Raw genomic sequence first — 21,518 nt, forward strand, 5'->3', positions numbered from 1 at the left:
TTGGCGCTGTTCGGGCAGCGTCTCAGCGCAGCAGTGCGACCACCACGCACACCGCCACCAGAACCAGTGCAGCCCACTGCATCGGCACGAAGAAGAAGTGATGGGGTGCGGCCACACCCTTCTGTCGGGGTGCGCGGTTGAGCCACAGGCCCAGTAGCACGTTCAGGGCTGCGCCGACACCTGCCCCCAGCAGCACCTGCTGCAGCGGGATATTGCCCCTGGGGCCGTCATGCGGAAAGAAGTACGCCAGCAGCAGGATGGCTGCAATCGGCGTCACCAGCGTCATGATTCCCCAACCGCGGTAGATCATCTGCACATTCTCCATAAAAGCGGAGGGCAGTGTAATGGGAGGGCCAACGCTGTCGTGATCATCCAGTGCCGGCCCTCTGTTTCAACGTTCCCGGACGGCAGCCATCGATATCACGCGATCAGCCCGAGGTCATCTGCGGCGTCCGTTGACGCCTGCCAACCCAGCCGAACAAGGTGTGGACTACATCTCAATCCTGTTCGTGTGGCGACGCTATCCATGTCTCTCCTTCAATGGACTGTACAAGGAGCTTCCATGCCCGGCTTTCCTCGCAGCCAGCGGCTCGCCGCCTGCCTCCTGCTCGCAGCTGCCATCGCCTCACAATCGTCCGCTCATGCGGGCGGCGTCGTACCCTGCAGCCCCTGCGCCGATCCACGGTCAGCCGCGCTCCAGTCCGGCGTTGGCCTGACGGTCGTGGTAGACCCGGATCAGCGCCGCCTGAATGGCTACACCGTGGAATATGACCGCGAGCTGCGGCGCTATCGTGCCGTTCCCACAGCGGTCCCAGCGGAAGTGACCGCGACGTTCAAGCGGATCCTTGCACTGCCGCAGGGCCACATCGCATCGGGAACACAGTTCGTCCCGCAGGCCTTCGGCAGCGGCGCCGTCGTCCCCATCCATCCCGACGACCCACAGAGCGCGAACGGAATCACCTTTCCGCCTGCAATGAAAGACCTCAATGCCTATGACGTGGTCCATTCGGCAACCTACCGCAGCCAGCTGGAACTCGCCGTTGGCCAGGCCTTCAGCGGCGCGAACACCGAGCACCCCGCATGGAATTCATTGGCCACCACCCTCTCTTCGATCGTCCTGAGCTGGGTCAGCAAGCTGTTCGGGGTGCAGACGGTCACCTATGTCATCACCTGGCGTGACGGGTCGCGGACCAAGCTGGTGATCTCACCGGATTCCGTCGATAGAGCCAGGTACGTCTCAGGCGAAAGCGTGGACGCCAGCGGCAACCGCATTCCCGATGGCGCGGCATCCAATGCCGAAACAGGTGAAGGCTACTCTGGCGCTTATCACTTCAGCGACGAACAGAGCTACCAGAACTGGCTGGATTCGGCGCACCTGTATGGCGTGCAGATCATCGTCAATCCGGGCGCTGCCCCGTCCGGCCCCATCTGCCGCTGGGATGGCAGGCAGCTCCAGTGTGATGTGCCGCGCTGACGCGCTGCCGGTGTGATGCCGTCACTCCTGCATGGCGTGGATCTACTGGCCGCGCCGCCCTTGCAGCAGCGCGGCCCTTTCAACTCAGCGCAGCCCGGTTTCGTTGCGGGCGATCACCAGGCGCTGGATCTCCGAAGTACCTTCGTAGATCTCGGTGATCTTGGCATCACGGAAGTAACGCTCCAGCGGCATTTCCTTGGAATAGCCCATCCCGCCATGGATCTGCACGGCCTGGTGGGTGATCCACATCGCCGCTTCCGAGGCGGTCAGCTTGGCCACGGCCGCTTCCGTGCTGAAGCGCTTGCCCTGGCCCTTCACCCATGCCGCTCGCAGGGTCAGCAGCAGCGCCGCATCCAGCTTGCACTTCATGTCGGCAATCTTGGCCTGGGTCATCTGGAAAGTGCCGATGGCTGCGCCGAATGCCTTGCGCTCCTTCACATACTCCAGGGTCGCTTCATAGGCGGCACGGGCGATGCCGATGGCCTGCGAGGCGATACCGATGCGGCCGGCATCGAGCACGCTCATGGCGATCTTGAAGCCCTCGCCTTCCTGGCCCAGCACGTCTTCGGCCTGCGCCACGTAATCGTTGAACTCGATCTCGCAGGTGGCCGAAGCACGGATGCCCAGCTTGGGCTCGGTCTTGCCACGACCGAAACCGGCCTTGTCGGTATCGATGATGAAGGCGGTGATGCCGCGCGCGCCCTTGTCCGGCTCGCTCATCGCGAACAGCACGATGTACTTGGCCACCGGGCCGGAAGTGATCCAGCTCTTCTTGCCATTGATGACGAAGGTGCCGTCGGCCTGCTTCACCGCGCGGCAACGCATGGCAGTGGCATCGGAACCGGACTGCGGCTCGGTCAGCGCGAACGCACCGATGGCGGTGCCTTCGGCGATGGCACGCACATAGGTCTGCTTCTGCTGCTCGGTACCATGGGTGAGGATGCCGTTGCAGAACAGCGAATTGTTGACCGACATGATGGTCGAGTGGGCTGCGTCGGCGGCGGCGACCTCCACCATCGCCAGCACGTACGCAACCGGGTCCATGCCAGCACCGCCGTATTCGGTCGGCACTTCGATGCCCATCAGGCCGTTTTCACCCAGCAGGCGGATGTTGTCCAGCGGGAACTCGCCGGTGCGGTCATGGTGCTCCGCGCTGGGGGCGATCTTTTCCTGCGCGATGCGCCGCGCCACGTCCTGCAGCATCAACTGCTCTTCGGTAAAGCTGAAATCCACAACACCCTCCCGGGTACATGAAGTTATGGGCCGCATACGGCGCGCCCAGGTGCCCCGATTGTACCGGGGCCCGGCTGTTTCCGTACGCTGGCGACTTGACCGCGGCAGGCCTTCTCGGCGAATATATCTCTATATCGCGATAGGTAGATATTTATGGATCTGGAAGACTGGTCGACCCGCCTGAAGGTGTTCGCCGATGCCACTCGCGTGCGCCTGCTGGCGCTGCTGGAGCAGGAGGAACTGACCGTGGCCGAACTGTCGGCAATCACCCGGCTGGCGCAGCCGCGTGTGTCCACCCACCTGGCACGCCTGAAGGAAGCCGGCCTGGTCCGCGACCGCCGTGCCGGCGTGTCGGCCTACTACCGCTTCGACGAGGCCCAGCTGGACCCGGCGCAGCGTGCATTGTGGCATGCCTTGAGCAACGGAAGCGATGATCCGCTGCTGCGCCAGGACGCCGAACGCGTTGCGGCCGTGCTGGCCCACCGCGCCTCCGACCAGAACTGGGCCGACAGCGTGGCCGGCGACATGGAACGCCACTACTCCCCGGGCCGTACCTGGGAGGCGCTGGCGCGCACCGCGCTGCCGCTGCTGGAGACCGGCGACGTGCTGGACATCGCCTCCGGTGATGGCGTGCTGGCCGAACTTGTCGCCCCGCATGCCAAGCGCTACATCTGCATTGACACCAGCGCGCGCGTGGTCGCCGCCGCCAGCGAGCGCCTGCGCCGCCTGCCCAACGTGGAAGTGCGCGAGGGCGACATGCATGCCCTGCCGTTCAAGGACGGCAGCTTCGACCTGGTGGTGCTGATGCACGCGCTGACCTACGCCAGCAAACCGGCACAGGCCGTGACCGAAGCCGCACGCGTGCTGCGTCCGGGTGGCCGCCTGCTGCTGTGCAGCCTGGCCCGTCACGAGCACAAGGCAGCAGTAGAGGCCTACGGCCACGTCAACCTCGGCTTCAGCGACAAGGAGCTGCGCAAGTTCGTCGACAAGGCCGGCCTGCAGGTGTCGAGCCTGGAAACGGTCACCCGCGAGAAGCGTCCGCCGCACTTCGAAGTGATTTCGCTGATCGCCAACAAGCCCTGAGCCCGAGACCGCCATGCCCGCCCTGCCCTGGTTGCATCCCGATCGTGCCAACGCCCTGCTCGACGCCCTGCGCGAGCGGATCCTGATCATCGACGGCGCGATGGGCACGATGATCCAGCGCCATGGCCTGCAGGAAGACGATTACCGTGGCGAACGATTCGCCGGTGGCTACGACCATCTGCATGGCCCCGGCTGCGACCATGGTGCACCTGAAGGCCATGACCTGAAGGGCAACAACGACCTGCTGCTGCTGACCCGGCCACAGATCATCGCCGACATCCATACCGCCTACCTGGATGCCGGCGCGGATCTGGTCGAGACCAACACCTTCAATGCCACCTCGGTCAGCCAGGCCGACTACCACCTCGAACACCTGGTGTACGAGCTGAACAAGGCTGGCGCCGCCGTCGCACGCGCCTGCTGCGATGCGGTGGCCGCGACCACGCCGGGCAAGCCGCGCTTCGTGATCGGGGTGATCGGCCCCACCAGCCGCACCGCCTCGATCAGCCCCGACGTCAACGATCCGGGCTTCCGCAACACCAGCTTCGACGAGTTGCGCGACACCTATCGCGAAGCCATCGAGGGCCTGATCGACGGCGGCGCCGATACGCTCATGGTCGAGACCATCTTCGACACGCTCAATGCCAAGGCCGCGCTGTACGCGCTGGAAGAAGCGTTCGACGCACGTGGCGCTCGCCTGCCGGTGATGATCTCCGGCACCATCACCGATGCCTCCGGGCGCACCCTGTCCGGGCAGACCGCCGAGGCCTTCCATGCGTCACTGGCGCATGCGCGCCCGCTGTCGATCGGGCTGAACTGCGCATTGGGGGCGGAAGCGATGCGCCCGCACGTGGAAACCCTCTCGCAGGTCGCCGACTGCCATGTCAGCGCGCATCCCAACGCGGGCCTGCCCAACGCCTTTGGCGAGTACGACGAAACGCCCGAAGAGATGGCCACCACCCTGCGCGGCTTCGCCGAGGATGGCCTGTTGAACCTGGTCGGCGGCTGCTGCGGCTCCACGCCCGACCATATCCGCGCGATCGCCCGGGCCGTGGCAGGGCTGCCACCGCGCGCCCTGCCCGCCATGCAGGAGCAGGCCGCGTGAACGCCGCCGCCACCGTCCCGCACTTTCCGCCCTATTGCCGCTGAGCCGCCGCCTGCCATGACGCCTGTCCGCCCTACCCGCCTGTCCGGCCTGGAACCCCTGGTCATCACCCCGGACCTGCTGTTCATCAACGTCGGCGAACGCACCAACGTCACCGGCAGCGCGCAGTTCCGCAAGCTCGTCAAGGAAGGCCGCTACGAAGAAGCGGTGGACGTGGCCCGACAGCAGGTGGCCAGCGGCGCGCAGATCCTCGACGTCAACATGGATGAGGGCCTGATCGATTCGGAAGCGGCGATGACCCGCTACCTCAACCTGATCATGTCCGAGCCGGACATCGCCCGCATCCCGGTGATGGTCGACTCCTCGAAGTGGAGCGTGATCGAAGCGGGACTGAAGTGCCTGCAGGGCAAAAGCGTGGTCAACTCGATCTCGCTGAAGGAAGGCGAGGCGCTGTTCCGCGAACATGCGCGCAAGGTGCTGCGCTACGGCGCCGCCGCGGTGGTGATGGCCTTCGACGAAAGCGGGCAGGCCGACACCTGTGCGCGCAAGGTCGAGATCTGCAGCCGCGCCTATCGCATCCTGGTCGACGAGATCGGCTTCCCACCGCAGGACATCATCTTCGACCCGAACATCTTCGCCGTCGCCACCGGCATCGAAGAGCATGACAACTACGCGGTGGACTTCATCGAAGCCACCCGCATCATCAAGCAGACCCTGCCGCACTGCCATGTCTCCGGCGGCGTCTCCAACGTCTCGTTCTCGTTCCGCGGCAACGAAACGGTGCGCCAGGCCATCCACTCGGTATTCCTCTACCACGCCATTGCCGCGGGCATGGACATGGGCATCGTCAACGCCGGCGCCATGCCGATCTACGACGAACTGGAGCCGGATCTGCGCGAGCGCGTCGAAGACGTGATCCTCAACCGACGCAGCGATGCCACCGAGCGCCTGCTGGAGATCGCCGAACGCTACAAGGGCAAGAAGGGTGCGACGAAGACTGAAGACCTTGCCTGGCGCGAGAAGCCGGTCGCACAGCGCCTGGCACATGCGCTGGTGCACGGCCTGGACGCCTATGTCGAAGAAGACACCGAGCTTGCCCGGCAGGCCTCCAGCCGCCCGCTGGATGTGATCGAAGGCCCGCTGATGGACGGCATGAACGTGGTCGGCGACCTGTTCGGCGCCGGCAAGATGTTCCTGCCGCAGGTGGTGAAATCCGCACGGGTGATGAAGAAGGCCGTGGCCTACCTCCTGCCGTACATCGAGGCGGAGAAAGCGCGCAGCGGTGACACCGCCAAGAGCAACGGCAAGATCATCATGGCCACGGTGAAGGGCGATGTGCATGACATCGGCAAGAACATCGTCGGCGTGGTCCTGGCCTGCAACAACTTCGAAGTGGTCGACCTCGGCGTGATGGTGCCGGCACAGAAGATCCTTGATGCCGCCCGCGAACACAACGCGGACCTGATCGGCCTGTCCGGACTGATCACCCCGTCGCTGGAGGAGATGAGCCACGTCGCCCGCGAGATGGAGCGCCAGGGCTTCGACCTGCCGCTGCTGATCGGGGGCGCGACCACCTCGCGTGCGCATACCGCGCTGAAGATCGACCCGCATTACAAGGCGCCCACGGTGTGGGTGAAGGATGCCTCGCGCGCGGTCGGCGTGGCCCAGTCGCTGATCTCGCGCGACCTGCGCGAGGCCTTCGTCGCGGCCAACGAAGCCGACTATGCCGAAATCCGCGCCCGCCACCGCAACCGTGGCGACGCCAAGCGCCTGGTGACGCTGGAACATGCGCGCGGGCAGAAATTCCAGGGCGGCTGGGACAGCTACACGCCACCGGCACCGGAACAACCCGGCCTGCACGTGTTCGACGACTACCCACTGGCCGAGCTGGTCGACTACATCGACTGGACGCCGTTCTTCCAGGCCTGGGAGCTGGCCGGCAAGTTCCCGGCCATCCTCACCGACGAGATCGTCGGCACCCAGGCCAGCGAGCTGTACCGCGATGCCCGCGAGATGCTCGAGCGCATCGTCGGCGAGAAGTGGCTGACGGCCAAGGCCGTGTTCGGCCTGTGGCCGGCCAACAGCATCGGCGACGACGTCCGCGTGCAGCACCCGCAGGGCGAAACCACCCTGCACTTCCTGCGCCAGCAGGTGGACAAGCCGGCCGAGCGCCCGGATTTCTGCCTGGCCGACTTCATCGCGCCTGCCGACAGCGGACGCCAGGACTGGATCGGCGCGTTCGCGGTCACTGCCGGCATCGGCATCGACGCGCATGTCGCGCGCTTCGAGGCTGACCATGACGACTACAACGCGATCCTGCTGAAGGCACTGGCCGACCGCTTCGCCGAGGCGCTGGCCGAGCGCCTGCACCAGCGCGTGCGTACCGAATTCTGGGGCCATGAGCGCGCCGAGACGCTGGACAACGAAGCCCTGATCGACGAGCAGTATCGCGGTATCCGACCCGCGCCGGGCTATCCCGCCTGCCCGGAGCACAGCGAAAAGCGCCGCCTGTTCGACCTGCTGCAGGCCGAAGCGAATGCCGGCATGGAACTGACAGAGAGCTTCGCGATGCTGCCTACGGCCGCTGTCTCCGGCTACTACTTCAGCCATCCGCAGAGCCAGTACTTCGTGGTCGGTCGGCTCAGCCGCGAACAGGTCAGCGACTACGCCCGGCGCAAGGGCGTGGACCGCGCCCAGGCCGAACGCTGGCTGGCCTCCAACCTCGACTACGACCCCGAATGACACAAAAAGGGGACGGAGGGGATTAAGTCGCTTATGCACAAACGACTTAATCCCCTCCGTCCCCTTTTTGCCTCATCATCCCGCGATGACCGTTCCCGTTGCCCGTCTCTCCAGCTTCTACCTGTTCTATTACGCGGCGCTGGGCGCGTTCACTCCGTACTGGAGCCTGTTCCTGACCGCGCGCGGCATGAGCGTGACCGCCATCAGCGTGATGATGGGGCTGTGGTATGCCACCCGCGTGATCGCGCCCAGCACCTGGACCTCGCTGGCGGCCGCATCACCGCGACCGATCCGCTTGCTGCGCGTCGGCTGTGTGCTGACCCTGCTCAGCTTCGCCGCATTCCTGCTGCCACTGCCACAGCCGTGGATGTACCCGGCGATGGTGGTTTTCTGCTTCTTCTACAACGCGGTGATGCCGCAGTTCGAGTCGATCACGCTCACCCACCTCGGCAACGACAGCCATCGCTACGGGCTGATCCGGGTCTGGGGTTCGCTCGGTTTCATCGCCATCGTCACCCTGTTCGGATGGCTGATCGAGGGCGATGACTCCACCAGCCACGCAGGGTGGCTGCCGTGGATGATGCTGCCACTGTTCGTGTTGCTGGTTGCCTCGGCCTTCAGCAACCACTACGCACGCGACATCGGCAAGACCGAGGGCGACGCCAGCGGCTTCTGGCAGATCGTGCGCCGGCCGCCGGTGCTGGCGTTCTTCCTGGCCGCTTTCATGGAGCAGCTGTCATTCGGCCCGTACTACACGTTCTTCTCGATCTACATGGACCATCACGGCTACCGCACCTCCACCCTGGGCCTGCTGTGGACCATCGGCGTGGTCTTCGAAGTAGGCGTTTTCTTCACCATCGGCCGTTTCTTCCGCCGCTACGACGCCAGCTGGATGTTGCTGATCGCGCTGGTCAGTTCCTGCCTGCGCTGGGCCGTGACCGCACTGTTCCCGGAGAACCTGCCGGTGATGCTGCTGGCGCAGACTGCGCACGCACTGGGCTTTGCGGCGTTCTTCGCGGCAGCGATGCAGATGCTGGCGACCTACTTCCCCGGCCGCCTCAACGGGCATGGCCAAGGATTGCTGTACGGATTCTCATCAGGAGTCGGCGGCGTGCTGGGCGCGCTGATTGCCGGCCAACTGTGGAAGATCGACGACGGCCGAACCGCGTTCCTGGCCGGCAGCGGCTTCGCCCTGATTGGCGCCCTGCTCTGCTTCTTCGCGTTGAGCCTGCCGCTGATCCGCGCGCGACTCAGCACCCGCCCCCTCTGACGAAAACGCCGGGCAATGCCCGGCGTTTCGATCATTCTGCAGGCCCGTTTACCAGACCAGGTCGTCCGGCACCTGGTATTGCGGGTCCGCGTACGGATCTTCCTCGGCCGGCGCATTCGGATCGACCTTCAGTGCCACCGACGCGGCGAACACGGCTTCGGACTGCGCCAGTACCTCGGCGGTCACCAGCAGGTAGCGGCCATTGAGCTGGACCACACCCAGCTCGCCGGCGTTGAGCGCGGTCAGCTGTTCGGCGGTCACGTAGATGCGCTTGATCTTGCCGCCATACGGGAAGTGGCGGGCAATGTCCGCCGCTTCGGCATTCAGGCCCTTGTCCTTCAGCAGTTCTTCCAGCTTGGCCTTGGCCTCGCGGCGCACGCGCGCTTCTTCCTGCTTCAGGCGCTCGGTCTCGATGCGCTCTTCCTTTTCCCGTTGCGCGCGGATGGCATAGGCCTTGGCAAGGTCCATCTCTTCGGCGCTGCGCGGCTTGCGCGGGCCCTGCTGGCCCGGGCCACGCGACTGGCCGGGCTTGCCCGGGCCACCGTGGCCATGCCCGCGACGCTCGCCGGGCTTGTGCTCGCCCTTGCCAGCGCCCTGCGGCTTTCCATTGCCGTTGCCACCCTTGCCCTGCGGGCGGCCATCACGGCGGGGGCCATCATTCTTGCGCTCGGGCTTGGGCGCAGGCTTGAAGCCCAGGCCCATCAGCTGGTCGCGGAGGGTATCGCTCATAGGATTCGGATCAGTAGTGCGGCGGCGGCGGTTCGCTCGCCGGATCGGAAGAATTCAGCGCGTTGCGGACCTTGCCCAGGTCTTCCAGCAGCACGCGCAGCACGTCGGCGTTGCGCATGCCCTGCATGCGGGCATCGGCCAGCGCATCGCTCAGTTCGGCCAGCGCCTGTTCCTGGAAGGACACGCGCATTTCCAGTTCGACCAGGCGCGCTTCCAGCGCCTGCTCGCGTTCGGTTGGCAGCAGATCAGACATGCAGCGAGCGCCCCCGGCCAATGCCGTAGTACGCCAGGCCCGCCGCTTCCACGTCCGCCGGCTCGTACAGGTTGCGGCCGTCGAACACCACCGCGTCCTTCAACTGCTCGCGCAGCTTCTGGAAATCGGGGCTGCGGAACTGCTTCCACTCGGTCACCACGACCAAGGCATCCGCGCCCTGCAGCGCCTCGTTGGCATTGCTGCAGAACACCAGGTCATCGCGTTCGCCGAAGATGCGCTGCGACTCGTGCATCGCCTCCGGATCGTAGGCACGCACCGTCGCACCACCTTCCCACAGCTGCGCCAGCAGGCGACGGCTGGAGGCTTCGCGCATGTCGTCGGTGTTTGGCTTGAACGCCAGGCCCCACACGGCAAAGGTCTTGCCACGCACGCCTTCGTCTTCACCCTTGTCGTAATGACGCTGGATGAGGGCGAACAGATGACCCTTCTGCGCATCGTTGACCGCTTCCACGGCGTTCAGCAGCTTCGGCTCCAGGCCGGCCTGCTGCGCGGTGCGGGCCAGCGCCTGCACATCCTTGGGGAAGCACGAGCCGCCGTAACCGGCGCCCGGGTAGATGAAATGCCAGCCGATGCGCGGATCCGAACCGATGCCCTGGCGGACCTGCTCGACGTCGGCACCGACACGCTCGGCGATGTTGGCGATTTCGTTCATGAACGAGATCTTCGTCGCCAGCATCGCATTGGCGGCGTACTTGGTCAGCTCCGCCGAGCGCACGTCCATTTCAACCACGCGGTCGTGGTTGCGGTTGAACGGTGCGTACAGGCGCCGCATCACCGCCACCGACTCGGCGCTGGTCGCACCGATGATGATGCGATCCGGGCGCATGCAGTCGGCAACGGCGTCGCCTTCCTTCAGGAATTCCGGGTTGGACACCACGTCAAAGGCGATGTCCGCGCCACGTGCAGCCAGCTCTGCGGCAATGGCGGCACGCACCTTGTCGGCGGTGCCCACCGGCACCGTCGACTTGTTGACCACCACGGTCGGCACGCTCATGTGCCGGCCGATGGTGCGGGCCACGGCCAGCACGTACTGCAGATCGGCGCTGCCATCCTCGTCCGGCGGCGTGCCGACGGCGATGAACACGACCTGGCCGTGGCCGATCGCGGCCGCGGCATCGGTGGTGAACGCCAGCCGCGACGCGGCGTGGTTGGCCTTCACCATCGGCTCCAGGCCCGGCTCATAGATCGGGATGATGCCCTGGTTGAGGCCATCGACCTTGGCCTGGTCGATATCGACGCAGACCACCTGGTGGCCGACGTCGGCCAGGCAGGTACCGGTCACCAGCCCTACATAACCGGTACCGAAAATCGCAACGCGCATGTCCGTGCAGGCTCCGTGGTCGCTTACGGCAGGACGCCCAGCAGCTCGACGTCGAACGTCAGAGTCGCGTTCGGGCCGATCGGGCCACCCGGGGTACCGTTCTCACCGTAGGCGAGCTCGCCCGGGATCCAGAAGCGGTACTTCGAACCGACCGGCATCAGCGCGACGCCTTCGGTCCAGCCCTTGATCACCTGGTCCAGGCCGAACTCGGCCGGCTGGCGACCGTAGGAGCTGTCGAACACGGTGCCGTTGAGCAGCTTGCCTTCGTAGTTCACGCGCACCTTGCTGCTCGGCAGCGGACGCTCGCCGCTACCCGGGCGGATGATCTGGTACTGCAGGCCCGACGGGGTGGTCACCACGCCCGGCTGGGTCTTGTTCTTGGCCAGGAACGCGTTGCCTTCCTCGCGGTTGGTCTGCGCGGCGGCGGCGGCCTTGGCCTGCATTTCGGCCTGCTTGCTGCCCATGAAAGCCTGGATGGTGGCGGTCGCGTCAGCTTCCGTCATCTTCGGCTGGCCCTTGCTCAGGCCGGTGCTGATCGCGTCAAACAGCGAGGCGACATCGATGTCGTCCTTCAGCTGTGCCAGCGACGGGCCGACCGAGTACGAACCGATCATCTGCGACACTTTGACGCGATCGACCTTCGGCGGCTGCGAACCCGGCGCCATGCCCGGCACCTGCTGGCCACTGCGGGCCATAACGACCTGGCGCAGCGCGGCATCGGTGGCCTTGGCCTGTTCCTGGGTGATCTGCGGCTGCAGGCCTTCGAACGAACGCTCCACGGCGGTGCGCAGCGCGGCCACATCGATCTCATCAGCGATCGGGGTGAACGACTTGGCAACATCAAGGCCGATGGCGTAGCCGAGCTTCTGCTTGGGGGAATTCAAGGTTTTGGTCTCCTTGGCGGCTGCGGGGGCAGCCGGTTGTTGCGACAGAGCGACACCCGAAGTGCCCATCGCCAGAATCAGAACCGACGCCGCGGCGCCGCGCATTCCCATCTTCATTCGCTGCATTCCTGAAAGTGTCTGGGCGCCGACGTCGGCGCGAAAAGAAACATTGTCGCACGCATGCCCGAGATGTCGAGGCATCCGTGCCGGATATCAATGCGTGGCGGCTGCGGCCAGCGCCTTGTCGATGGCCGCGGTCAGCTGCGGATCGTCCGGCGTCACCTTGCTGGCGAACTGGGCGATGACCTTGCCATCGCGGCCGACCAGGTACTTGTGGAAGTTCCAGCCCGGCGCCACGCCGGTGGCTGCGGTCAGCCGCTGGTACAGCGGCGTGGCCTGCGCACCGACGACGTGCACCTTCTCGAACATCGGGAACTTGACGCCGTAGGTAAGCGTGCAGAAATCCTGGATCTGCTTCTCGTCACCCGGCTCCTGGCCCTTGAAATCGTTGGACGGGAAACCGAGCACGGCAAAGCCGCGGCCGGCATAACGCTTCTGCAGCGCCTCCAGGCCTTCGTACTGAGGGGTATAGCCGCACTTGCTTGCGGTATTCACCACCAGCAGTACCTGCCCGTGGTAGCGCTGCTGCAGGTTGACCTGCTGCTTGCTGGCCAGCGGGCGGTACTCCAGGTCCAGCAGATCGGCCGCCAGCACATGGGCGGAACCGGCCAGGCCGGTCACCAGCAGGGTCAGCAGGGACAGGCCGCGCAGGCGGCGCGGGAAAACGGTCGGCAGAGGCATCGAGAACAGTCCGCGGTAGCCATTCACAGGGCCGGCCGGTAGCGGCCGGGAATCGGCCGAACTATAGCACCGCCCCCCCACACCCCTTGTTGCAACGGCTGCTGGCGGCTTTGCGCGGCGTGGCGTTTCCCGGCTGGACCCACCAGCAACGGCGCAGTGATGACATAGCATGGACAACACTGAATGGAAGGCGGAACTGGATCGGCCCGCACGACAATTTTATTTCCCTTATTAATCAAACTGATAAGGGAATATTTCAGCGATCTGACCACCCCTGCCATCAGTTGGGGACGGCAAGGGGTTGCACGTAGGCGTGCCGGTGTTATAGTTGCATACAACACCAGTCACCTGAGACAGGGGGAAGCCATGAACGCCCGGATCCGTCGCAACCTCACCGCACCCGCGGCCGCTGCTGTTTCGACCCTGATCGTGCTGGCCTGGCTGGCCACGCCCACCGCCCCCGCCTCCCCCGACAGTGCGCAGGACGCAACCGTTTCACCGGCCGGGAACGCCGATCCCTCCCCCCCTCCCCCGCGTCGGCTGCACAGCTCCCTGTCCATGCCGTATTTCTCGTTCGCCCAGCCGCTGACCCCACGGAGCTGAATATGAGCGACATCCAGTGGAGCGACGGCGCTCCCATCTACCGTCAGTTGAAGGAGCGCGTGATCGCCATGATGCTCGACGGAATCCTCAAGCCGGGCGATGCCCTGCCTTCGGTACGCCAGGTGGCGGCCGACTATCAACTCAACCCCATCACCGTTTCGCGCGCTTACCAGGAACTGGCCGATGAAGGCCTGGTCGAGAAGCGCCGCGGCCTGGGCATGTTCATGACCGAGCAGGCGGCCACGCAGCTGCGCAGCAGCGAGCGCGAGCGCTTCCTCAACGAAGAGTGGCCGGCGGTGCTGGAGCGCATCCAGCGCCTGGGCCTGAGCCTCGACGAATTGCTGCCCCAGGGGAAAGTCTGATGAATAGCACTGCAAGCGAACCGGTCATCACCGCCCGAGGCCTGCGCAAGGCCTACAAGACCACGGTGGCCCTCGACAATGCCAGCTTCAGCATTCCGAGCGGGCGCATCGTCGGCCTGATCGGGCCCAATGGCGCCGGCAAGACCACCGCATTGAAGGCCATCCTCGGCCTGACCTCGGTGGAAGGTGAGCTGAGCGTGCTCGGCCGCGACCCGCGGCTGCACCGCGACGAGCTGATGAACGACATCTGCTTCATCGCCGACGTCGCCGTGCTGCCGCGCTGGCTGAAGGTCCGCGAGGCAATCGATTTTGTGGCCGGTGTCCACCCGCGCTTCGACCGCGCCCGCTGCGAGCGCTTCCTCGCCAACACCAAGCTGCAGCCGAAACAGCGCGTGCGTGAACTGTCCAAGGGCATGATCGTGCAGCTGCACCTGGCGCTGGTGATGGCCATCGATGCCCGCATCCTGGTGCTGGACGAGCCCACCCTGGGCCTGGACATCCTGTACCGCAAGGAGTTCTACCAGCGCCTGCTGGAAGACTATTTCGACGAACAGAAGACCATCATCGTCACCACCCACCAGGTGGAGGAGATCGAGCACATCCTCAGCGACGTCATGTTCATCCGCGACGGCCGCATCGTGCTCGACGCGGACATGGACGACGTCGGCCAGCGCTACACCGAACTGCTGGTCAATGCCGACCAGCTGGAGACCGCGCGTGCACTGAAGCCGATCGACGAGCGCAGCCTGACGTTCGGCAAGACCGTGATGCTGTTCGATGGCGTGCCGCGCACCCAGCTCTCCACCCTTGGCGAGACCCGCAGCCCGGGCCTGGCCGATCTGTTCGTCGCCATCATGAAGGGGACCTACGCATGAATGCCGTCAACCACCCCGTCAGCCCGATGGGCACCCTGCGCTGGCTGCTCAAGCGCGAGTACTGGGAGAACCGTGGCGGTTTCCTGTATGCGCCGCTGATCGCCGGCCTGATCTCGCTGGTGATGAGCACCGTCGGCATCGCCTTCGGCCTGTTCGCCCTGCACCGGGCCGCGCGTGACGGCGGCCTGCACATCGACGGCGAAGACGTGAACATCAACGGCCTGGACCTGGCCCTGCTGACCCGCGACATCAGCGCCAAGGACCTGACCGACCTCGGCAACGGCCTCGACCTGACCCTGGTGCTCAGCTCGGCCTGGCCGTTCCTGGTGCTGGCCTTCGTGGTGTTCTTCTACTGCCTGGGCGCGCTGTACGACGACCGCCGCGACCGCAGCATCCTGTTCTGGAAGTCGCTGCCGCTGTCGGACACCCAGACCGTGCTGTCCAAGGTGATCAGCGCGCTGATCGTGGCCCCGCTGATCGCGGTGATCGCCGGCATCATCACCATGTTCGGCTTCATGCTGGTGATCAGCATCGTCGCGCTGATGCACGGCGGCAGCCCGATGACCCTGATCTGGGGCCCGGCCAGCCCGCTGACCCTGGCCGCCGGTCACCTGGCCTGGATCCCGGTCTACGCCCTGTGGGCCCTGCCCACCGCCGGCTGGCTGCTGCTGTGCTCGGCCTGGGCCCGTACCAAGCCGTTCCTGTGGGCAGTGATGCTGCCGCTGTTCGCCGGCGTCATTGTCAGCACCACCAAGGTGATGCCGCTGATCGGTCTGACCACCGGCTGGTTCTGGCAGAACATCGTCGGCCGATTGCTGCTGGGCGGCGTACCGGGCACGGACCTGGTGTATCGCCTCAGCGCCGAGGAAGGCTCGCGCCGCGATCTTGAATCGGTGGTCAGCCTGATGTCGCCGGCCTCGCAGCTGAAATCGCTGGCGATGCCGGAGCTGTGGATCGGCGCCGCCGTCGGTGTCGTGTTCATCGTCCTTGCCGTCCGCCTGCGCAAGCGCGCCGGCGAGATCTGATCCCATCCACCCGGAGGCACCACCCATGCGTTCCCTGCTCGCCTGTTCTGCGTTGTTGCTGTTGCCGCTGTCGGCGCTGGCCGCCGATGCTCCGAACTGCAAGTTCACCGCCGCCCGCACGCTGAAGCTGGATGTGGCCGGCGCCAAGGCGGTGGTGCTGGAGGTGAACCAGCATGACCTGAAGGTCGTCGCCAGCAAGGGCGGTGGCCAGCTCGATGGCCGCGCCTGTGCCTCCAGCCAGGAATGGCTGGACCAGCTGGTACTGGACCAGCGCAGGGAAGGCGACAAGCTGGTCGTCAGCCTGCGCCGCGACGGCCGCCACAGCGGCATCAGCCTGGGCAACAGCTATGCCTGGCTGGACATCCGCGGCAGCGTGCCGGACAACCTGCCATTGCAGCTCAAGGTCGGCTCCGGCGATGCCAGCGTGGACAACGCGCAATCGCTGAGCGTGGACGTCGGCTCCGGGGATGCCATCGTGCGTGGCACCCGCGGGAGCATCCACGCAGCGGTGGGCTCGGGTGACCTCGATATCGACGGTGGCGGCTCACTGAACCTGCTGTCGCTGGGTTCCGGCGACGTCAAGGCGCGCAACATCGGTGGCGATGCGGTCACCGGCACCGTCGGTTCGGGCGACCTGAAGATCAGCGATGTCCGCGGCAACGCGCGGCTGGATACCGTCGGTTCCGGCGACATCGGGTTCAAGCGCGTGCAGGGCAACGTCGAGGTCGGCGTGGTCGGCTCGGGCGATGTTGACCTGTCCGAGATCGGCGGCAATGTGCATGTGCGCAGCCACGGCTCGGGGGACATCCAGGTCGATGGCGTGCGCGGCAGCCTGACCGTCGACCACAGCGGCAGCGGCGATGTCGGCCACCGCAACGTCAGCGGCACGGTCACCCTGCCCCGCAACAAGTAACCGCCACCCGACCGATTCGAGGGAATTGCCATGAACCTGCTGCGCGTGCTGCCTGCCACCCTGCTGTGCCTGCCGCTGATCGCCTGCGGCGGCACTTCTTCCGCGCCCGACAAGACCGTCGGCAAGAGCGTCGCCGAGGCCACCAGTGGCGTCGGCCAGACCGTCAAGGAGGCCATGAATGATGCCCGCAAGGACATCACCCAGGGCAACATCAAGATCTCCGCCGACAAGCAGCCGCGCGCGGAGATCACGCCGGATGGCCACCTGCTGATCGACGGCAAGGACGTGCCGGCCAACGAAACCCAGCGCCAACGACTGCTGGAATATCGTGGCCACGTCGTCGCCATTGCGATGGACGGCATGGATGTCGGCCTGGCTGGCGCCAAGCTCGGCGCCAGCGCTGCCGGAGAGGCACTGAAGGGCATTTTCAGCGGCGACAGCGAAGGCATCGAGAAGCGGATCAACGCCGAGGCCGAGAAGATCGAGGCCCAGGCCAAGCGCATCTGCAACCGCATGCCGGCGATGCTGGCCAGCCAGCAGGCACTGGCGCGTGAGCTACCGGCGTTCAAGCCCTACGCAACGATGGACCAGAGTGACGTCGACGACTGCGGCAAGGACACCGTGGTCCAGCGCTAGGCCTGTGACAGATCAGCGCACCCGGCCGGCAGCGGCGTCCCGCTGCCGGCCGTCGTGCGCCGGCCAGCTTACAATGGCGGCCCCGGACGCCCCCAAACCGAATGCCATGAAGAAGTTGTTCCTGCTGCTGGCCGCCCTGCTCTGCCTGGGCCTGGTCGGCTGTGACAAGGATTACCGTAACCACCGCGCCGAGCGCGGCAAGCCCAAGATCTCCGTCAGCGAAGGCATGGTCACCGTGCGCCGCCCACCGGCACCGAACATCATCATCCTCGGCGATGGCACGATGAAGGTGGACGAGATCCAGATTCCGCTGGACGACGGACAGAAGCAGATGCTGCAGACCATGTTCGGCAAACTGCAGGTGCTGCGCCAGAACACCCTGGTGGCCGCACCGGCCGATCCCAACATGCAGCCGGTGAAGATCCAGCCGCCCGAGGGCATGGAAGTGATTCCGGCTGACCTGATCCAGCGCATCCCGGAGTTCAAGGACTACACCGACACCTTCGGCAACATCGTCGCTGACCGTCGCTGAAGAAAAACGCCGCCCAAGGGCGGCGTTCCTGCGTGTGGTGGGTGCGGACCTTGGTCCGCACGCCGTTCGATCAACCGCCGGCGCCACCGCCCCCAGCGTGGATTCCACCAGCCGTCAGCGCAGTCGGATCCAGCAGGCGGCGCAGCTCGGCTTCGTCCAGCCCACTGTCTTCCAGCGCGACATCCAGCACCGGGCGCTGTTCCTTGTAGGCACGCTTGGCGATGGCCGCCGCCTTCTCGTAGCCGATGATCGGGTTCAGCGCGGTGACCAGGATCGGATTGCGCGCCAGCGCCTCGGCGACGCGGTCCTCGCGTACCTTCAGCCCCGCAATCGCGCTGTCGGCCAGCAGGCGGGACACGTTGGCCAGCAGGCCGATGCCATCCAGCAGGTTCACCGCGATCAGCGGCAGGGTGACATTGAGCTGGAAGTTGCCGGTCTGCCCTGCCACGGTGATCGCAGTGTGGTGGCCGATCACCTGCGCGCAGGCCATCACGGTCGCTTCCGGAATCACCGGATTGACCTTGCCCGGCATGATCGAGCTGCCCGGCTGCAGCGCCGGCAGTTCGATCTCGCCCAGCCCGGCCAGTGGACCGGCGTTCATCCAGCGAAGGTCATTGGCGATCTTGATCAGCGCCACGGCCAGTGCATTGAGCTGGCCCGACAGTTCCACAGCATCATCCTGCGCGGCCAGGCCTTCGAATTTGTTCTCGGCGCTGTCGAACTTGAAACCGGTCTGCTGCTTCAACGCCTTGGCGACCTGTGCGCCAAAACGCGGATCGGCATTGATGCCGGTGCCGATGGCGGTGCCGCCGAGCGGCAGGCGACGCACGCGCTTCAGGCTGTCTTCGATGCGCTCCTGCGCCGAGGCCAGCTGTGCGGACCATGCGCCGAACTCCTGCTCGAAGGTCAGCGGCATCGCATCCATCAAATGGGTACGGCCGGTCTTGACCACCTTGCGCAGGCTGCGGCCCTTCTTGTCGAGGGTCTTGCGCAGGTGCACCAGCGCCGGCAGCAGCTGCTCATGCGCGGCCAATACCGCCGACACACGCAGCGCGGTCGGAATCACGTCATTGGAGCTCTGACCCTGGTTGACGTGATCATTGGGGTGCACCGCAGTCTTGCCGGCCTTGCCGGCACGATTGGCCAGAGTGGCGATGACCTCGTTGGCATTCATGTTCGAGGAAGTGCCCGAACCAGTCTGGTAGACATCGATCGGGAACTGCGCATCCCAGTTGCCGGCAGCCACTTCGGCGGCAGCGGTCTGGATGGCCTTGGCCACGGTCTTCGGCAGATGGCCCAGCTCGGCGTTGACGCCGGCAGCAGCGCCCTTGACCAGGCCCAGTGCACGGATGAAACCGCGCGGCATGCGCTGGCCCGACACCGGGAAATTCTGCACGGCACGCTGGGTCTGCGCGCCCCACAGGGCATCGGCAGGCACCTGCAGTTCGCCCATGCTGTCATGTTCGATCCGGAATCCCGGGGTGGCACCCTTGCTTGCAGCTTTGCTCATTGCATCAACTCCGCACTACTTCAGTTGGGGAAAGGGAAGCGGCGGCTGGCAGGATGTCGCTTCCCGGGCTGGCGGCTGCGCCAACGATACTCCCTTGCCCGCAGCGTGGGATGACGAGGACGGGCCAGATCGTTTCATCCGCAGGGCCGTTCTGCACGCGCAGGAGGTGGTGCCGGCCGCTGGCCGACACGCCATGGAATCGTGGGCCGGGCCTGGTCGCCGGCCAGCGGCCGGCACTCCCTCGCCGGCACGTCGTAGAATATGGCCCCCGCCGCTCGCCCCAGCCCTGCCGACATGTCCGATTCCGCCCTGCTCGCCCTGTCCCCGCTCGATGGCCGCTATGCCGGCAAGGTCGACGCCCTGCGCCCGATCTTCTCCGAGTACGGCCTGATCAAGGCCCGCATCACGGTCGAAGTGGAGTGGCTGCTGGCCCTGGCCGCCGAGCCGGGCATCGTCGAACTGGCCCCGTTCTCCGACGCCGCCGTCGCCCGCCTACGCGCGCTGGCCGCTGGCTTCAGCCCGGCCCAGGCCGCGCGCGTGAAGGAAATCGAGCGCACCACCAACCATGACGTCAAGGCGGTGGAGTACTTCATCAAGGAACAGCTGAAGGACGACGCCGAGCTGGCCCCGGCGCTGGAATTCGTGCATTTCGCCTGCACCAGCGAAGACATCAACAACCTCAGCTACGGGCTGATGCTGGAACAGGCGCGCCGCGAGGTGCTGCTGCCGACCCTGGACGGCATCGCCAGCACCCTGCGCACCCTGGCCCACGCCCAGGCCGGCCAGCCGATGCTGTCGCGCACCCACGGCCAGACCGCCTCGCCGACCACTCTGGGCAAGGAGCTGGCCAACGTGGTCGCGCGCCTGGAGCGCCAGCGCAAGCAGGTCGCCGCCGTCGAACTGACCGGCAAGATCAACGGCGCAGTCGGCAACTACAACGCCCACATCGCCAGCTACCCGGACGTGGACTGGCCGGCCTTCGCCGAGCGCTTCGTGACCGGCCTGGGCCTGGTGTTCAACCCGTACACCACGCAGATCGAGCCGCACGACAACATCGCCGAGATCGGCGATGCCGCACGCCGCGCCAACATCATCCTGATCGACCTGGCCCGTGACATCTGGGGCTACGTCTCGCTGGGCTACTTCAAGCAGCGTCTGAAGGAAGGCGAAGTCGGCTCGTCGACGATGCCGCACAAGGTCAACCCGATCGACTTCGAGAATGCGGAAGGCAATTTCGGCATCGCCAACGCGCTGTTCGAGCACTTCAGCGCGAAGCTGCCGATCAGCCGCTGGCAGCGTGACCTGACCGACTCCACCGTGCTGCGTGCGCTGGGCACCGCGTTCGGCCACAGCCAGGTGGCGCTGGATTCGCTGGCCAAGGGCCTGGGCAAGCTGGAAGTGAACCCGCAGCGCCTGGACGCTGATCTGGACGCGGCCTGGGAAGTGCTGGCCGAAGCCGTGCAGACGGTGATGCGCCGCCATGGCCTGCCGAACCCGTACGAGCAGCTGAAGGCGCTGACCCGTGGCCAGGGCATCACCGCCGAGTCGATGCGTGCGTTCGTGCAGGGGCTGGAGCTGCCGGCGGATGCGAAGCAGCGTCTGCTGGACATGACCCCGGGCAGCTACACGGGTCTGGCCGAGTCGCTGGCGAAGAAGATCTAAGGGGTTTCCTTTTGCGGCGGCGGCCGCGGGCGCTGCCTGCGGCAGGCAACGGCAACGGCAACTTCAACGTCAAGAGCGGCTCTGGATTGCTGCTAGCGGGGCGGGTCGGGATGGGCCAGCGGGACACGCCGTAAACCCATCCATGGGGGCTCGATGGCGCCATCCATGGCGCCAACGGTCCCGCTGGCCCATCCCGACCCACCTCTGACAGATTTCCGGTGACGGATCGAAGAGCATTGGGTTGTCGGGACGGAATTTGAAAGAGGGACGCGGCTTCGCCGCGTCCCTCTTTTGTTTGTCCGATGGGGTCAGGAGCATGAGCAAGCGCAGCGCGCGGCCCGCTCTTGCCTTTGATTTTCTTCTTCCATTCCGTGGCGGGCCGCGCAGGAAACTGTCAGGGGCCGGGCGGGGTGGATTCGCGGGACCGTTGGCGCCATGGATGGCGCCATCGAGCCCCCATGGACGGGTTTACGGCGTGTCCCGC

21 protein-coding genes are annotated in these 21,518 nt (G+C 65.9%); 13 read left to right on the forward strand and 8 right to left on the reverse strand.

The genetic code is table 11. From position 1 onward, the window contains the following. Positions 1–22: 22 nt before the first annotated feature. The gene (locus tag EGM71_RS13270; RefSeq protein ID WP_188485299.1) at positions 23–310 is read right to left on the reverse strand and encodes a hypothetical protein; all 288 of its coding nucleotides are present in this window, start codon (positions 308–310) and stop codon (positions 23–25) included. A gap of 252 nt (positions 311–562) precedes the next feature. Here EGM71_RS13270 and EGM71_RS13275 point away from each other — a divergent pair, with 252 nt between their 5' ends. After that, entirely contained in the window at positions 563–1,474 is a 912-nt protein-coding gene (locus tag EGM71_RS13275) for a hypothetical protein (protein WP_188485300.1), read from the forward strand. An 84-nt stretch (positions 1,475–1,558) separates the two neighbouring features. Here the strand turns inward: EGM71_RS13275 and EGM71_RS13280 are convergent, their stop codons facing one another. After that, positions 1,559–2,707, reverse strand: a complete 1,149-nt coding sequence (locus EGM71_RS13280; protein ID WP_099552385.1) for an acyl-CoA dehydrogenase family protein — start codon at positions 2,705–2,707, stop codon at positions 1,559–1,561. Between the two features lie 153 nt (positions 2,708–2,860). On the opposite strand from EGM71_RS13280, the gene EGM71_RS13285 reads away from it, so the two are divergent. The 4 genes from EGM71_RS13285 (at position 2,861) to EGM71_RS13300 (ending at position 8,907) form a co-directional block, all read left to right on the forward strand. Continuing rightward, a complete protein-coding gene (locus EGM71_RS13285; RefSeq protein ID WP_014037755.1) occupies positions 2,861–3,790 on the forward strand; it encodes an ArsR/SmtB family transcription factor in 930 nt (309 codons plus the stop codon). A gap of 13 nt (positions 3,791–3,803) precedes the next feature. After that, complete coding sequence (locus tag EGM71_RS13290) at positions 3,804–4,895, forward strand: homocysteine S-methyltransferase family protein (RefSeq protein WP_188485301.1); 1,092 nt, start codon at positions 3,804–3,806, stop codon at positions 4,893–4,895. A 57-nt stretch (positions 4,896–4,952) separates the two neighbouring features. Continuing rightward, positions 4,953–7,637: a methionine synthase gene (gene metH, locus EGM71_RS13295; RefSeq protein WP_188485302.1), complete on the forward strand. Its 2,685-nt coding sequence runs from the start codon at positions 4,953–4,955 to the stop codon at positions 7,635–7,637. Positions 7,638–7,722: 85 nt separating this feature from the next. After that, on the forward strand, positions 7,723–8,907 hold the full coding sequence (locus tag EGM71_RS13300; RefSeq protein WP_188485303.1) for an MFS transporter: 1,185 nt from the start codon (positions 7,723–7,725) through the stop codon (positions 8,905–8,907). 48 nt (positions 8,908–8,955) lie between these two features. Here EGM71_RS13300 and EGM71_RS13305 read toward each other — a convergent pair whose 3' ends face one another. The 5 genes from EGM71_RS13305 to EGM71_RS13325 form a co-directional block, all read right to left on the reverse strand. Next, positions 8,956–9,636 carry a DUF2058 domain-containing protein gene (locus tag EGM71_RS13305; RefSeq protein ID WP_188485304.1) on the reverse strand — a complete coding sequence of 227 codons (681 nt, stop codon included), beginning with the start codon at positions 9,634–9,636 and terminating at the stop codon, positions 8,956–8,958. 10 nt (positions 9,637–9,646) lie between these two features. After that, complete coding sequence (locus EGM71_RS13310; protein WP_005410256.1) at positions 9,647–9,889, reverse strand: SlyX family protein; 243 nt, start codon at positions 9,887–9,889, stop codon at positions 9,647–9,649. Then, positions 9,882–11,231, reverse strand: a complete 1,350-nt coding sequence (locus EGM71_RS13315) for a UDP-glucose dehydrogenase family protein (protein ID WP_049443188.1) — start codon at positions 11,229–11,231, stop codon at positions 9,882–9,884. Before EGM71_RS13315 ends, EGM71_RS13310 begins: the two co-directional genes overlap by 8 nt. A 23-nt stretch (positions 11,232–11,254) precedes the next feature. After that, positions 11,255–12,232 carry an FKBP-type peptidyl-prolyl cis-trans isomerase N-terminal domain-containing protein gene (locus EGM71_RS13320; RefSeq protein WP_188485305.1) on the reverse strand — a complete coding sequence of 326 codons (978 nt, stop codon included), beginning with the start codon at positions 12,230–12,232 and terminating at the stop codon, positions 11,255–11,257. A gap of 96 nt (positions 12,233–12,328) precedes the next feature. Further along, positions 12,329–12,916, reverse strand: coding sequence for a glutathione peroxidase (locus tag EGM71_RS13325; protein ID WP_188485306.1), 588 nt, complete (start codon positions 12,914–12,916; stop codon positions 12,329–12,331). Between the two features lie 366 nt (positions 12,917–13,282). Here EGM71_RS13325 and EGM71_RS13330 point away from each other — a divergent pair, with 366 nt between their 5' ends. The 7 genes from EGM71_RS13330 to EGM71_RS13360 all read left to right on the forward strand — a co-directional run bounded on the left by EGM71_RS13330 (position 13,283) and on the right by EGM71_RS13360 (position 17,862). After that, positions 13,283–13,519: a hypothetical protein gene (locus EGM71_RS13330; protein WP_188485307.1), complete on the forward strand. Its 237-nt coding sequence runs from the start codon at positions 13,283–13,285 to the stop codon at positions 13,517–13,519. A gap of 2 nt (positions 13,520–13,521) precedes the next feature. Beyond that, entirely contained in the window at positions 13,522–13,881 is a 360-nt protein-coding gene (locus EGM71_RS13335) for a GntR family transcriptional regulator (protein ID WP_005410261.1), read from the forward strand. Continuing rightward, complete coding sequence (locus EGM71_RS13340) at positions 13,881–14,756, forward strand: ABC transporter ATP-binding protein (protein WP_188485308.1); 876 nt, start codon at positions 13,881–13,883, stop codon at positions 14,754–14,756. Before EGM71_RS13335 ends, EGM71_RS13340 begins: the two co-directional genes overlap by 1 nt. Then, positions 14,753–15,781 carry an ABC-2 transporter permease gene (locus EGM71_RS13345; protein WP_188485309.1) on the forward strand — a complete coding sequence of 343 codons (1,029 nt, stop codon included), beginning with the start codon at positions 14,753–14,755 and terminating at the stop codon, positions 15,779–15,781. The genes EGM71_RS13340 and EGM71_RS13345 overlap by 4 nt, the downstream gene beginning before the upstream one ends. A gap of 25 nt (positions 15,782–15,806) precedes the next feature. Then, complete coding sequence (locus EGM71_RS13350; protein WP_049443187.1) at positions 15,807–16,694, forward strand: DUF2807 domain-containing protein; 888 nt, start codon at positions 15,807–15,809, stop codon at positions 16,692–16,694. Positions 16,695–16,724: 30 nt separating this feature from the next. Further along, complete coding sequence (locus EGM71_RS13355; protein WP_188485310.1) at positions 16,725–17,330, forward strand: hypothetical protein; 606 nt, start codon at positions 16,725–16,727, stop codon at positions 17,328–17,330. Positions 17,331–17,436: 106 nt separating this feature from the next. Then, positions 17,437–17,862: a hypothetical protein gene (locus EGM71_RS13360; protein WP_033833950.1), complete on the forward strand. Its 426-nt coding sequence runs from the start codon at positions 17,437–17,439 to the stop codon at positions 17,860–17,862. Positions 17,863–17,932: 70 nt separating this feature from the next. Here EGM71_RS13360 and EGM71_RS13365 read toward each other — a convergent pair whose 3' ends face one another. Further along, the gene (locus EGM71_RS13365; RefSeq protein WP_188485311.1) at positions 17,933–19,372 is read right to left on the reverse strand and encodes a class II fumarate hydratase; all 1,440 of its coding nucleotides are present in this window, start codon (positions 19,370–19,372) and stop codon (positions 17,933–17,935) included. 294 nt (positions 19,373–19,666) lie between these two features. Here EGM71_RS13365 and purB point away from each other — a divergent pair, with 294 nt between their 5' ends. Further along, complete coding sequence (gene purB, locus EGM71_RS13370) at positions 19,667–21,034, forward strand: adenylosuccinate lyase (protein ID WP_188485312.1); 1,368 nt, start codon at positions 19,667–19,669, stop codon at positions 21,032–21,034. Positions 21,035–21,518 lie beyond the last annotated feature (484 nt).

The organism is Stenotrophomonas maltophilia (genome assembly GCF_006970445.1).
Classification (GTDB): Bacteria; Pseudomonadota; Gammaproteobacteria; order Xanthomonadales; family Xanthomonadaceae; genus Stenotrophomonas; species Stenotrophomonas maltophilia_AU.